Below are 14,099 nucleotides of genomic sequence, written 5' to 3'. Positions count from 1 at the left end.
TGTGAAAATCCCTTAGGGGATTTTTTTACGGCGTCTTAAGATTGCTTTAAGAAAACTATATTAGACTTAAAACATCCTAAATAACATTTACTGAACTTTGTTCAGTAAGTCTCGTTGGCTGATACTATTTGTAGAACAACGAACTTTTCTTTTTCATAATCTCCAAAAGAGCTCAACATGATGTGTTGGGTTCTTTTTTGGGTTACTAAAAAAACGCCCTTAGGCGTTTTAAGTATAGATTACATTTCGTCTGGAGCTTCAACACCGAGAAGGCGAAGAGCTTCTTTGAGGACTGTTGCTGTTGCGTAGCAAAGAGCCAAACGGCTATCACGTTCTGGGCTTTGGTCCAAGATACGTGTGTGCGCATAGTATTTGTTAAAGGCTTGGGCCAAGCTGATAGCAAATTTAGCAACGATAGATGGTTCAAAGTTGTCTGAAGCACGGTTGATGATGCGTGGGAAGTCTTGGATGAGTTTGATGATTTCCCAGCTTTCAACGTCGTTTAGGCTGTATGTAGCATCTGCAGATGGCGTGAAGTCAGCCTTGCGCAAGATAGATTGGATACGAGCATGTGCATATTGAACGTAAGGTCCAGTTTCTCCCTCGAAGGATACCATGGCATCAAGGTCAAAGTCATAACCATTCATGCGGTCTGTTTTAAGGTCGTAGAACTTGATAGCTCCGACACCAACAGCGTGGGCAACAGCTTCCTTGTTAGGTAAGTTTGGATTCTTAGCTTCGATTTGAGCTTGGGCACGGTTGACAGCTTCAGCGATAGTTGGCTCAAGCAAGATAACATTACCCTTACGAGTTGACAATTTTTTACCGTTCTTAGTGACAAGACCAAAGGCAACGTGAGTCATGTCGTCAGACCAGTCGTAGCCCATTTCTTTAAGGACAGCTTTCAACTGTTTGAAGTGGGCAGATTGTTCATTACCAACCACATAGATGGCTTTGGCAAAGTCGTAAGTACGTTTACGGTAGAGGGCAGCAGCCAAGTCACGTGTGATGTAGAGTGTTGCACCATCTGATTTTTTAATGAGGGCTGGGTGTTCGATACCGTATTTTTCAAGGTTAACCACCTGGGCACCTTGAGATTCTTGGAGAAGTCCTTTTTCTGTTAAGAGGTCAACGACTTCATCCATCTTATCATTGTAGAAGGCCTCACCATTGTAGCTATCAAAAGAAACACCGAGTTCATCGTAGAGACGGTTGAATTCCACCAAGCTTTCGTCACGGAACCATTGCCAGAGGGCAGTTGCTTCCTCGTCACCAGCTTCCAATTTACGGAACCATTCACGAGCTTCTTCGTCTACAGATGGGTCTTCTTCCGCTTCAGCATTGATACGCACATAAAGTTGAAGGAGTTCATTGATCGGGTTGGCTTTGACAGCTTCCTCGCTACCCCATTTTTTATAGGCAACAATCAGCATACCAAACTGTTTACCCCAGTCACCCAAGTGGTTGATGCGGACTGGTTTGTAACCTTGTTTAGCTACGATGTTGGCAAGAGCGTCAGCGATAACTGTTGAACGCAAGTGACCGATAGAGAAAGGTTTAGCGATGTTAGGACTAGACATATCAAAGGCAATGTTACGTCCGTGGCCGATATTTTGGTCAGCGTAGTGGTTACCTTGAGCAATAACTTGTCCAAGAACGTCCGCTGAAATTTTTGATTTATCAAGGAAGAAGTTGATATAAGGACCAACAGCTTCAACCTTTTCAAAGTTTGAGGCATCGATTTTTTCAGCGATGTCTGCTGCAATCATTTGAGGAGCCTTGCGCAAGACTTTTGCCAATGAGAAGGCAGGAAAGGCGAGGTCCCCCATGTCAGCGTTTTTAGGGGTTTCAAGCAGATTTTGAATGTTTTCTTGTTCCAATTCGGGAACAACTTTGGCAATCTCTGCTGCAATGAGTTCTTTAGTATTCATAGGTACTCCATTTCAAATCTTGTCATTAACTTCTATTTTACCATTATTTCAGTTAATAGGGTAGGGACAAGAAGCTATCTCTTAGGAAGTATTTCATGAAAAAATACAAAAATTCTGTTATAATATGCAAGGAATATACATAAAAAGAGGAAAGATAATGAAGAGAGATCGCCAAGCTGTTATCAAACAGATGATTTCAAGAGAGAAGATTGGGACACAAGAGGAAATTAAGCAACGTCTAGAGGCGGAAGGTATCACAGTTACACAGGCTACCTTATCACGTGATTTGCGTGAGATTGGCCTCTTGAAGCTTCGTGATGAGGAAGGTAGACTATACTATAGTCTGTCTGAACATGTGCTTCCAAGTTTAGATCCTACGGTTAAGGACTATGTCAAATCCGTTTCCCGTGCCCAGTTTATGCTGGTCCTTCACACAGAGTTGGGTGAAGCTGATGTTTTGGCGAATCTGATTGACAGTGATGGAAATCCTGAAATTTTAGGAACTGTTGCTGGCGCAGATACCCTTTTAGTCATCTGTAAGGACGCTATGGTTGCTGAAAAATTGGAAAGCGAGTTTCACTGATGAAGACTCCTCATCAGGACCTCCAAAAAGCCAAAGAAGAGTTAATCGACCTCCTCAAACACCATGAGGCGGTTCTTGCTTTTCAAGAGGCTGAGGAAGCTATCGGGCAGGTCCCTCAAATCAGTCATCTGGCTGGACAAATGAAGGCTTATCAACAAGAAGCTGTGCTTTTTCAAAAAATTGAGAAACAGCGTGCTTATGAGGAGGCAGGTGAGCAGGCAGATTTAATTCAGCATGAGTTGGAAAATTTACCCATTGTTCAGGACTACCGTCAAAAAATGCAAGATGCCAGTGACTTGATCCAATATGTGACCAAGTCTATCGAAGAAAGGATTAACGAGGAGTTAAGACATGGCTAAGGAAAAAATATCTCCAGGGATGCAGCAGTATTTGGATATCAAGGAAAATTATCCAGATGCTTTTTTGCTATTTCGTATGGGCGATTTTTACGAATTATTTTACGAGGATGCCGTTAAGGCTGCCCAAATATTGGAAATTAGCCTAACCAGTCGTAATAAGAATGCAGATAATCCCATTCCTATGGCGGGTGTGCCTTATCACTCAGCTCAAGCTTATATTGATGTCTTGGTTGAGATGGGCTACAAGGTAGCCATTGCTGAGCAGATGGAGGACCCTAAACAGGCTGTTGGTGTGGTTAAGCGTGAGGTGGTTCAGGTTATCACGCCAGGGACAGTGGTTGACAGCTCTAAACCTGATAATGCCAACAATTTCTTAGTAGCCATTGACAAGGTTGGAAGTCGATTCGGACTGGCCTATATGGATGTGTCAACAGGTGAATTTTTTGCGACAGAGTTGGATGATTTCAGTTCAGTTTGTAGTGAGATTCAGAACCTTAAAGCACGTGAAGTAGTGGTTGGTTATGATTTACCTGAAGTTGACGAACAAGTTTTGGTCAAGCAACTCAACCTTCTACTCTCCAAGGAAACAGATGTTTACGATGATGTCCACTTGATTGACACTAGCTTGACAGATTTGGAAAGCAGTGTGGCTGGTAAACTTCTCCAGTATGTGCACCGTACTCAGATGCGAGAGCTTAGTCATTTACAAAAGGCTCAGCACTATGAGATTAAGGATTACTTGCAGATGTCCTATGCGACCAAGTCAAGTTTGGATTTACTGGAAAATGCTAGAACGGGCAAGAAACATGGATCTCTTTTCTGGCTCTTGGATGAAACCAAGACAGCTATGGGAATGCGTCTCTTGCGAACTTGGATTGATCGTCCTTTAGTGAATCAAGCCGCTATTTTGGAGCGTCAGAATATTATCCAAGTTTTCTTGGACAATTTCTTTGAGCGTAGTGACTTGACCGAGAGTCTTAAAGGGGTTTACGATATTGAGCGCCTAGCTAGTCGTGTTTCCTTTGGCAAGGCTAATCCAAAAGATTTGATTCAGTTAGGTCATACCCTAGCTCAGGTTCCGGTCATTAAGGCGATTTTGGAGTCTTTTAATGACGATGTCTTGTCAGCCCTTTTACAAGACTTAGATACTCTGCCAGAATTAGAAAGTCTGATTCGGTCTGCTATTGATCCAGATGCTCCTGCAACCATTACAGAAGGTGGCATTATCCGTGCTGGTTTTGATGAGACCTTGGACAAGTATCGCAAGGTGATGAGTGAGGGAACCTCATGGATCGCAGATATCGAAGCCAAGGAACGTGAAGCTTCTGGTATTACAACACTAAAGATTGATTATAACCGTAAAGATGGTTATTACTTCCATGTGACCAACTCTAACCTTAGCTTGGTTCCTGACCATTTCTTCCGCAAGGCAACCCTGAAAAATTCAGAGCGCTTTGGAACTGCTGAGTTGGCTAAAATTGAAGGTGAAATGCTTGAGGCACGTGAAAAGTCGTCAACGCTAGAGTATGATATTTTCATGCGTGTCCGTGAGCAGGTTGAACGCTATATCGACCGTTTGCAGTCTTTGGCTAAGGCCATTGCGACAGTCGATGTGCTTCAGAGTTTGGCAGTTACAGCAGAGACTAATCATTATGTTCGTCCTGTTTTTAATGATGAGCATCGTATCGTTATTGATCAGGGCCGTCATGCGGTGGTTGAGAAGGTTATGGGCGTCCAGGAATACATTCCAAACACGATTACCTTTGACAGTCAGACCAATATTCAGCTCATCACAGGGCCAAATATGAGTGGTAAATCTACCTATATGCGTCAGTTAGCCTTGTCAGTCGTTATGGCTCAGATGGGTTCTTATGTGCCAGCAGATAGTATTGATTTGCCAGTTTTTGACGCCATCTATACACGTATTGGTGCTGCAGATGATTTGATTTCGGGTCAGTCGACCTTTATGGTTGAGATGATGGAGGCTAACCAGGCTATTAAGCGGGCGACACCTAATTCCTTGATTATTTTTGATGAGTTGGGACGTGGGACAGCCACTTATGATGGTATGGCTCTGGCCCAGTCTATCATTGAGTTTATTCACGACAAGGTAGGAGCTAAGACCATGTTTGCTACCCATTATCATGAGTTGACAGCCCTGTCAAATACTTTGACACACCTTGTCAACGTTCATGTTGCGACACTTGAAAAGGATGGTGAGGTGACTTTCCTTCACAAGATTGTCGATGGCCCAGCCGATAAATCTTATGGTATTCATGTAGCTAAGATTGCAGGTTTACCAACAGATTTACTGGAACGTGCTGACACCATCTTGACACAACTAGAGGGCGAGACAGTTACCATCCAACCTCAGGAAAAGGTATCGCCTCAAGAGAAGCCTGTCACTGAAACACATGTCAACGAGCAAATCTCTCTCTTTGATGATTTTACTGAAAATCCAGTTCTTCAAGAGTTACGTGATTTAGACATTTACAATATGACACCTATGCAAGTCATGATGGCTGTAGCCGATTTAAAACAGAAACTATAAAAGAAGCTTGTCAATTGACAGGCTTCTTGTCTTTTATAGATGTTTCAATTCTTGATTCAGTTCCTCAATTTCTTTTTTCATTTTCCAATAAGAGATGACCCAAACGATGAGATAGATAAGGCTGAATTCAATGACGAGTTCCAAGTAGAAAGTCAAACGTAGAGGAAACCATCCGCTGAGGGTAGCTAGTGGAATGAAACCGAGGCAAGTCAAGGCATAGTGAGTGAGGGTTGCACGAAGCAAACTCCATTCAGCCTTACGGAAAATATAACTAGCGACTTCAAAAAGAATACCGATAGCAAACCAAGTGATAAGGCAGTAGGCCAATACGAAGGATCCGTGAATCTGATGTGAGGTCATCCATTGTCCAATGGCTGAGTGAGGATTTAGGGGCATGTAGCTTGGCGCCCAGATAAGAGACATAACCATGGATACGACTAGTCCAATAAGGATACCAACTGTGCCTGATTTAAAAAATTGTTTTTTCATTGTAATTTCTCCTTTATTGATTTGAGGTAACGGCGTGATGAGTAGGTGGTTTCCTTGTTTTTAAGGTGAATTTCAACGAGGCCGTTAGGGGTGATGTTGAAACGTTCAATTTCTTTGAGGTTGACAATCTCTGATTGTGAGATTTTGAGAAAATGTGATGGCAGTTTTTCTAAAACTTGATAGAGACGTAGGCCTAAGTGATACTCTCCTTGAGTAGTTTCAGCTAGAACTTGACGATTTTCGATGTAAATTCTGGAAATAGCATTAGGTTCGATGAGGTAAGTTTCGCCATCTCTTTTTCCCTTGAGTCGCTGGTTACTATCCAAACTTTCGACAAACTCGACGACTTGCTGAATCTTAGGCGTCCGACTAGGAGCCTGAATCTGCAACATTTCTTCTTGAAATGCTGAGTCAATCTGAACTTTTATTTTCATAACATTCCTTTCTTATTTGTAATTTAGGAGGCCTCCTCCCTTTCACACCTTTATTAAACACTATTTACTAGCCCACAGCAATAGCACTTGTCTATGTGGTCCTATATGGTGTCTAAGTGGTTGAAAATATTTTCGAAAACCCCTATACTTAATGAAAACGTACTGACGAGGTAATCGCATGAAATCAATAATGAAGTGGCTAGCAGGAATTTTTCTTGCCTGTAGTCTAATTTTGAGCTTTTTTACACCTTTTGAAAAGTCACTAACACTGAACTTGCTCTTGCTTTATTTCTTCGTGAAGCAGTTTCTGGATTCGACAAGCTTTACTAAAACCTATCAATGGATTTTCCAAGTCATCTACCTCTTGATTTTTTCTGGACTCATTTGGTTCAACCTTCGTCATGGAGATATGATTGTTATAGCCACAGCCTTATCTTGGCTAACAGTTGTGTGTGAGTTATGGTTGTATAGTAAGCATCAGTAACAGTTAGAAACAGTAGTCTCTCAACTTTTTAGAAGGGAAAATAATTATGCCAAAAATCATCGAATTGCCTGAGGTGCTAGCCAATCAGATTGCTGCTGGTGAGGTCGTAGAGCGCCCAGCCAGTGTTGTCAAAGAGTTGGTGGAAAATGCTATTGATGCAGGTAGCACCCAGATTACCATTGAAGTTGAAGAATCAGGCCTCTCAAAAATTCAAATCACAGACAATGGCGAAGGAATGGCTCAAGCTGATGTAGCCATGAGTTTGCGCCGTCATGCAACAAGTAAAATCAAAAATCAAGGAGACCTCTTTCGTATTCGAACCCTTGGTTTTCGAGGTGAGGCCCTCCCCTCTATAGCTTCTATCAGTCACCTAACTATTGTGACCGCAGCGGATGGAGAAGCCTACGGGACTAAACTGGTTGCCAAAGGTGGAGAAATTGAGAGTCAGGATCCTATTTCAACCCCAGTGGGAACAAAGATTACCGTTGAAAACTTATTTTATAACACCCCAGCTCGTCTCAAGTATATGAAAAGTTTACAGGCTGAGTTGGCTCACATTGTCGATGTTGTCAATCGATTGAGTCTAGCTCATCCTGAAGTAGCCTTCACCTTGCTTAATGACGGTCGTCAGTTGACACAGACATCAGGTACCGGAGACCTCCGTCAAGCCATTGCAGGGATTTATGGTTTGACAACGGCTAAAAAAATGGTGGAAATTTCAAATTCTGACCTTGATTTTGAAGTTTCTGGCTATGTCAGCCTTCCTGAATTAACTCGTGCGAATCGTAACTACATCACGATTCTCATTAACGGACGTTATATAAAAAACTTCCTACTTAACCGTGCTATTTTTGATGGTTATGGTTCTAAACTCATGGTAGGGCGCTTCCCTATTGCGGTTATTGATATTCAAATTGATCCTTATTTGGCTGATGTCAATGTTCACCCAACAAAGCAGGAAGTACGTATCTCTAAAGAAAAGGAGCTTATGGCCCTCATCAGCTCTGCCATTGCTCAAAGCCTTAGAGAGCAGGATTTGATTCCTGATGCCCTTGAAAATCTAGCCAAGTCTAGTACTAGAGGTGCAACTAAGCCGGTTCAAACCAGTCTTCCACTCAAACAAACCAATCTTTATTATGATAGCAGCCGTAATGATTTCTTTGTCAAACCAGAGACTGTCCAAGAAGATATCAAACCTCTAGTATCAGAGTCTAAATCTACAGCAACACCGGATGAAAACAAGGCGAAGCCAACTGTAAAACAGGCACAGCGTTCGGTAGATGAAGGTGATAACGAACACGAAAAACTTGATTATAAAAACAAGTCGAAAATGAAGCGCATGCTTGAAAATCTGGACAATGAGGAAACATCAACCTTCCCTGAGTTGGAGTTTTTTGGTCAAATGCATGGAACCTATCTCTTTGCACAAGGACAAGGTGGACTTTACATCATTGACCAGCATGCTGCCCAAGAACGTGTCAAGTATGAGTACTATCGCGAAAAGATTGGTGAGGTTGACAGTAGTTTACAACAGCTCTTGGTTCCCTATCTCTTTGAATTTTCAGGTTCAGATTACATTAGCTTACAAGAAAAAATGCCTCTTCTTAACCAGGTTGGTATCTATCTAGAGCCTTATGGAAATAACACCTTCATTCTTCGTGAACATCCTATCTGGATGAAGGAAGAAGAGATTGAATCTGCAGTCTATGAGATGTGCGACATGCTTCTTTTGACGAATGAAGTGTCTGTTAAGACCTACCGTGCTGAGTTAGCCATCATGATGAGTTGTAAACGTTCAATCAAGGCCAATCATGCTCTGGATGATTACTCTGCGCGTGACCTACTAGTACAGCTTGCCCAGTGTAAAAATCCCTACAATTGCCCTCATGGACGTCCAGTTCTTGTCAACTTTACAAAGTCCGATATGGAAAAAATGTTCCGTCGTATCCAAGAAAATCATACGAGTCTACGTGACCTAGGTAAGTATTAAAACTTTTTTTGGTCTTGCTTTACGAATAGGCATGTTAGATTTATAATAGTGGTGAAGATAAGGAATCTTCTAATGTTTTAGCATATCATTGTAGGATGATTGCCTGATTTTTAAGTTAGGAGGTAGAGTGATGAGACACCTAACAAAAACTAATAAATACTTTTTACTTGTTGGCTTAACATTTTTAGCGACTAGCTTGATTTTCTACATTTTAGCTTGGTTAGGTCGACCAAGTTTGGAGAATACTCTAGTAAACGTGTCTAGCATTGCCCTCACCTTAGGCATTTCAACATATGTTCTCTTAGGCTTGAAGATGATTATTGATATTTTAAAGACGAGTAGTCATCCTTAAAATAGAGCAAACAGAATCCACTTTCGAGTGGATTTTTTGTTACAATAGTACAGCAGTACTTGAGATGAGAAGATAAACACTCAAGACAATTATCTTACAAATATAAAATGATAAAGTAATCCATTGAAGATACGAACGAGAAAGGAAATCACACACTATGTATGATTACATCAAAGGAACTCTAGTAAAAATTACTGCCAAGTATATTGTTATAGAAGCAAACGGTCTAGGTTACATTGTCACTGTAGCAAATCCATATAGTTTTTCTGACCAAATGAATCAGACTATCCAAGTCTACCTTCATCAGGTTATTAGAGATGATGCCCACCTTCTTTTTGGTTTTCATACTGAAGATGAAAAAGAAGTTTTCCTTAAGCTTATTTCGGTTTCTGGAATAGGGCCGACCACAGCTCTAGCTATTGTTGCCGTAGATGATAATCAAGGTTTGGTTGCTGCTGTTGATAATAGTGACATCAAGTACTTGATGAAGTTTCCGAAGATTGGTAAAAAGACTGCTCAACAAATGGTTCTGGATCTGGCAGGAAAATTTGCAGAGTTACCATCAGAAACGACCAAAACCACACCAAATCAGCCTGCAGGAAATCATCAGTTGGATGAAGCTATGGAAGCCTTGCTTGCTCTTGGTTACAAAGCCACAGAGCTTAAGAAAGTAAAAGCCTTCTTTGATGGTACCAATGAAACGGCAGAGCAATATATTAAGTCAGCTCTTAAAATGTTGATGAAGTGAGGTAAGCAATGGTCAATCGATGTCGTTGGGTTCCAACCGACAACAAACTCTATTGTGATTATCATGATAAGGAATGGGGAAAGCCTATTGGTGATGATCAAAAACTTTTTGAGCTTCTTTGCTTAGAAAGTTATCAGTCAGGGCTTTCCTGGTTAACGGTTTTAAATAAGCGTCAGGCTTTTAATCGTGTTTTTCATAACTATGATATTGAGTGTGTTGCCCAGTTTAGCCTAAGTGAACTTGAAGAAGCGCTTCAAAATCCGGATATCATTCGTCACAAACTTAAACTAGAAGCAACTGTAAATAATGCCAAACAAGTACTTAAACTCCAAGATGCATTTGGCTCCCTATCCCAATATTTTTGGCATTTCTTTGACGGGAAGCCCTTGATAAATAACGTTCCCACATATAAGGACGTCCCATCATCAACAGACCTTTCTAAACAAATAGCAAAGGATTTAAAAAAGCGAGGGTTTAAATTTTTAGGCCCGACTACCATTTACTCATTTTTACAAGCTACAGGATTTGTGAACGATCATGAAAATGATTGCGACTTTAAATAATGAGTATATTTGATTGACAATATGACAAAAACGTGTTAGTTTATAAACAAACATATTTTTGAGATTTTTTACGAATAATAATATAGGTGAACCAATGAAAGCTGAATTGATTGCAGTAGGAACTGAAATTCTTACAGGGCAAATCACCAATACCAATGCCCAATTTTTATCTGAAAAACTAGCTGAACTAGGAATTGATGTGTATTTTCACACAGCAGTAGGGGACAATGAAAACCGTCTTCTTTCAGTTCTAAATCAAGCTAGTAAACGTAGTGACTTAGTCATACTTTGTGGTGGACTTGGCCCTACGGAGGACGACTTAACCAAGCAAACACTGGCTAAGTTTCTAGGGAAAAAACTTGTCTTTGACGAGGAGGCAAGTAAAAAACTGGATAGTTTCTTTGCTACTCGTCCTAAACATACACGGACACCTAATAATGAACGCCAAGCGCAAATTGTTGAGGGGTCTGTGCCCTTGCAAAATCTCACAGGTTTAGCAGTTGGGGGGATTATCACTGCTAAAGGAGTGACTTATGTCGTCTTGCCTGGTCCACCAAGTGAACTCAAACCAATGGTGAACCAAGAGCTTATTCCAGCGCTTACAGAGAATCATACTACTCTTTATTCTAGAGTTCTAAGATTTTTTGGTGTTGGAGAAAGTCAATTGGTTACTATCCTGAAGGATTTTATTGTTAACCAAACAGATCCAACCATAGCTCCATACGCTAAAGTGGGCGAGGTGACACTGCGCTTGTCAACCAAGGCTTCCTCGCAAGAAGAAGCAGATCAGAAATTAGATGTTTTAGAAAAACAAATTCGTTCTACTAAAACTTTAGATGGTAAGTCCCTATCCGATCTCATTTATGGATATGGAGAATCAAATAGTTTAGCTTATGAAGCATTTCAATTGCTTAAGAAATATGGCAAAACCATTACTGCAGCTGAAAGTTTGACAGCTGGCTTATTTCAAGCTAGTATTGCTGATTTTTCAGGAGCTTCGCAAGTGTTCAAAGGTGGATTTGTTACCTATAGCATTGAAGAAAAATCTAAAATGTTGGGTATTTCTTTGTCTCAATTAGAAGAACATGGTGTTGTTAGTCATTTTACTGCAGAAAAAATGGCAGAAGGTGCTCGAGCTAAAACAGATAGCGATTACGGAATTGCACTTACCGGTGTAGCTGGACCAGATTCATTAGAAGGACACCCAGCAGGCACAGTATTTATTGGTATTGCTGATAGGAATCAAGTAAGATCAATCAAGGTTGTTATAGGTGGAAGAAGTCGTTCTGATGTTAGATATATTAGTACCCTCTATGCCTTTAACCTAGTTCGCCAAGCTTTATTACAAGAAGACAACTTGATTTAAATTTGTCTTTAACTATAGAAAGAAGAGGAAAATAAGTGGCTAAGAAAACAAAAAAAACAGAAGAAATTACTAAGAAATTCGGTGATGAGCGTCGTAAGGCCCTTGATGATGCATTGAAAAATATTGAAAAAGATTTTGGTAAGGGTGCTGTAATGCGCCTTGGTGAGCGTGCAGAGCAAAAGGTTCAGGTGATGAGCTCAGGCTCACTAGCATTGGATATTGCTCTTGGTGCAGGTGGTTATCCTAAAGGTCGTATTATCGAAATTTACGGACCAGAGTCATCAGGTAAAACAACTGTGGCCCTTCATGCTGTAGCTCAGACACAAAAAGAAGGTGGCATCGCAGCTTTTATTGATGCCGAACATGCTCTTGACCCTGCTTATGCGGCAGCCCTAGGTGTTAATATCGATGAGCTCCTTTTGTCACAACCTGATTCAGGTGAACAAGGTCTCGAAATTGCAGGTAAGCTGATTGACTCTGGTGCAGTTGATTTGGTTGTTGTTGATTCAGTTGCGGCCTTGGTACCACGTGCAGAAATTGATGGAGATATTGGTGACAGTCATGTCGGACTTCAAGCACGTATGATGAGTCAAGCTATGCGTAAGCTTTCTGCATCTATCAATAAAACGAAGACAATTGCTATCTTCATTAACCAGTTGCGTGAAAAAGTTGGTATCATGTTTGGTAATCCAGAGACTACACCTGGCGGACGTGCCCTAAAATTCTATGCGTCAGTACGTCTTGATGTCCGTGGAAATACACAAATCAAAGGAACTGGTGATAAGAAAGATCAGAATGTTGGTAAAGAAACCAAAATTAAGGTTGTTAAAAATAAAGTTGCTCCACCATTTAAAGAAGCTTTTGTTGAAATTATGTATGGTGAAGGTATTTCACAAACAGGTGAGCTTGTTAAAATTGCTAGTGATTTAGGTATCATTCAAAAAGCAGGAGCTTGGTTCTCATACAATGGTGAGAAGATTGGTCAAGGATCTGAAAATGCTAAAAAATATTTAGCAGACCACCCAGAAATTTTTGAAGAAATCGACCATAAGGTACGTGTGCACTATGGTTTAATTGAGCCAGATGAAGAAGATGTTGTTGAAGAAAAGCAGGTTGACGAAACGTCAGATGAACTCGTTCTAAATCTTGACTCAACAATCGAAATTGAAGAATAAGTCGAAAAAGAGCTGAAAGGCTCTTTTTCTTTGTCCAAGTGTAGTTTTTGAAAATAAAAGAGATGTTTAATAACTCAATAAGATATCCCTTAAGTATAAAATAGGTCGCTAGACCGATTTCTAAAATAAAGGACAGTGATAAGATTATAGTATCATGTGACAGAAAGAGAGAATTAACATGATTAAAATTTATACAATTTCAAGTTGTACAAGTTGTAAAAAAGCAAAAACATGGTTGAATAACCATCAACTTCCTTATAAAGAACAAAACCTTGGTAAAGAACCACTTACAAAAAAAGAAATCCTCAATATCCTTTCAAAAACGGAGAACGGTGTTGAAAGTATTGTTTCATCAAAAAATCGTTATGCAAAAGCTCTGAATTGTGATATTGATGAGCTAAGTGTTAGTGAAGTCATTGATTTGATTCAGGAAAACCCTAGAATCTTAAAAAGTCCAATACTAATTGACGATAAAAGATTGCAAGTGGGTTATAAAGAAGATGATATTCGTGCTTTCTTACCACGCTCAATACGTAATGTCGAAAATTCACAAGCACGTATGCGTGCAGCACTTTAAAACAAAAAAGAAGATTGCCTAGATCTTCTTTTTTAATGAAATTCATGATAAAGAAAAGAAAAGGTATTGACTTTAGTTCGTAAACTTGATAGACTATTAAGGTCTCAAGCGTACAACTAAGTAACAAAGTAATTAAAACTTTAAAAAAGTTATTGACAAGGCAAGCAAGAGATGATAATATGAATAGGCTACATCGGAGGATGCAGCTGAGACACGAGGAAGTTTGGAAAAAACTTTTCAAAAAGTGTTGACAAGATATTCTAGATTTGCTAGAATATAGGAGTTGTCTTAAGAGAGACAAAGACCTTTGAGAACTGAATAAGAAACCAAGTGCAGGGTTATGATAGAAGAAATTATAACCTGTCAATTTACAAGAAAAAAACGTCAGAAGACGGAAATGAGTTAACGCTCGAACGATTATTAAAGAATTTAATGAGAGTTTGATCCTGGCTCAGGACGAACGCTGGCGGCGTGCCTAATACATGCAAGTAGAACGC

General features: G+C 40.2%; 14 protein-coding genes and 1 rRNA gene. 12 read left to right on the top strand and 3 right to left on the bottom strand.

The genetic code is table 11. The features are described 5' to 3' along the window. Positions 1–239 precede the first annotated feature (239 nt). A complete protein-coding gene (gene argS, locus HMPREF0848_RS09855) occupies positions 240–1,931 on the bottom strand; it encodes an arginine--tRNA ligase (RefSeq protein WP_008536305.1) in 1,692 nt (563 codons plus the stop codon). A gap of 154 nt (positions 1,932–2,085) precedes the next feature. Here argS and argR point away from each other — a divergent pair, with 154 nt between their 5' ends. The 3 genes from argR to mutS are packed head-to-tail and all read left to right on the top strand — an operon-like array spanning position 2,086 to position 5,424. Further along, complete coding sequence (gene argR, locus HMPREF0848_RS09850) at positions 2,086–2,514, top strand: arginine repressor (protein ID WP_192805705.1); 429 nt, start codon at positions 2,086–2,088, stop codon at positions 2,512–2,514. Further along, positions 2,514–2,873, top strand: coding sequence for a YlbF family regulator (locus HMPREF0848_RS09845; RefSeq protein WP_002888589.1), 360 nt, complete (start codon positions 2,514–2,516; stop codon positions 2,871–2,873). The genes argR and HMPREF0848_RS09845 overlap by 1 nt, the downstream gene beginning before the upstream one ends. Next, the gene (gene mutS / locus HMPREF0848_RS09840) at positions 2,866–5,424 is read left to right on the top strand and encodes a DNA mismatch repair protein MutS (protein ID WP_008536304.1); all 2,559 of its coding nucleotides are present in this window, start codon (positions 2,866–2,868) and stop codon (positions 5,422–5,424) included. Before HMPREF0848_RS09845 ends, mutS begins: the two co-directional genes overlap by 8 nt. A gap of 33 nt (positions 5,425–5,457) precedes the next feature. On the opposite strand, the gene HMPREF0848_RS09835 is transcribed toward mutS, so the two are convergent. Then, positions 5,458–5,913 carry a DUF3021 domain-containing protein gene (locus HMPREF0848_RS09835; RefSeq protein ID WP_008536303.1) on the bottom strand — a complete coding sequence of 152 codons (456 nt, stop codon included), beginning with the start codon at positions 5,911–5,913 and terminating at the stop codon, positions 5,458–5,460. Then, positions 5,910–6,347 (bottom strand): LytTR family DNA-binding domain-containing protein, encoded by a 438-nt coding sequence (locus tag HMPREF0848_RS09830; RefSeq protein WP_037609596.1) that lies wholly within the window; start codon positions 6,345–6,347, stop codon positions 5,910–5,912. Before HMPREF0848_RS09830 ends, HMPREF0848_RS09835 begins: the two co-directional genes overlap by 4 nt. Positions 6,348–6,525: 178 nt before the next feature. Between HMPREF0848_RS09830 and HMPREF0848_RS09825 the strand changes: the two genes are divergently transcribed. The 9 genes from HMPREF0848_RS09825 to HMPREF0848_RS09785 all read left to right on the top strand — a co-directional run. Then, a complete protein-coding gene (locus HMPREF0848_RS09825) occupies positions 6,526–6,831 on the top strand; it encodes a hypothetical protein (protein ID WP_008536298.1) in 306 nt (101 codons plus the stop codon). Positions 6,832–6,877: 46 nt separating this feature from the next. After that, the gene (gene mutL, locus HMPREF0848_RS09820; protein ID WP_008536297.1) at positions 6,878–8,821 is read left to right on the top strand and encodes a DNA mismatch repair endonuclease MutL; all 1,944 of its coding nucleotides are present in this window, start codon (positions 6,878–6,880) and stop codon (positions 8,819–8,821) included. Positions 8,822–8,951: 130 nt separating this feature from the next. Then, the gene (locus HMPREF0848_RS09815; protein WP_008536296.1) at positions 8,952–9,173 is read left to right on the top strand and encodes a hypothetical protein; all 222 of its coding nucleotides are present in this window, start codon (positions 8,952–8,954) and stop codon (positions 9,171–9,173) included. A 157-nt stretch (positions 9,174–9,330) separates the two neighbouring features. Beyond that, entirely contained in the window at positions 9,331–9,921 is a 591-nt protein-coding gene (gene ruvA / locus HMPREF0848_RS09810) for a Holliday junction branch migration protein RuvA (protein ID WP_008536295.1), read from the top strand. A gap of 8 nt (positions 9,922–9,929) precedes the next feature. Beyond that, entirely contained in the window at positions 9,930–10,484 is a 555-nt protein-coding gene (locus tag HMPREF0848_RS09805) for a DNA-3-methyladenine glycosylase I (protein ID WP_008536294.1), read from the top strand. A 94-nt stretch (positions 10,485–10,578) separates the two neighbouring features. Further along, positions 10,579–11,850, top strand: a complete 1,272-nt coding sequence (locus HMPREF0848_RS09800) for a competence/damage-inducible protein A (protein ID WP_008536293.1) — start codon at positions 10,579–10,581, stop codon at positions 11,848–11,850. Between the two features lie 35 nt (positions 11,851–11,885). Next, positions 11,886–13,025: a recombinase RecA gene (gene recA, locus HMPREF0848_RS09795; protein ID WP_008536291.1), complete on the top strand. Its 1,140-nt coding sequence runs from the start codon at positions 11,886–11,888 to the stop codon at positions 13,023–13,025. 178 nt (positions 13,026–13,203) lie between these two features. Further along, on the top strand, positions 13,204–13,602 hold the full coding sequence (spx, locus tag HMPREF0848_RS09790) for a transcriptional regulator Spx (protein WP_008536290.1): 399 nt from the start codon (positions 13,204–13,206) through the stop codon (positions 13,600–13,602). 428 nt (positions 13,603–14,030) lie between these two features. Continuing rightward, positions 14,031–14,099: ribosomal RNA gene (locus HMPREF0848_RS09785) — 16S ribosomal RNA — on the top strand; the annotation flags it as partial.

This window comes from Streptococcus sp. C150 (genome assembly GCF_000187445.1).
GTDB classification, from domain to species: Bacteria; Bacillota; Bacilli; order Lactobacillales; family Streptococcaceae; genus Streptococcus; species Streptococcus raffinosi.
This window is presented reverse-complemented; position numbering and strand designations above follow the sequence as displayed.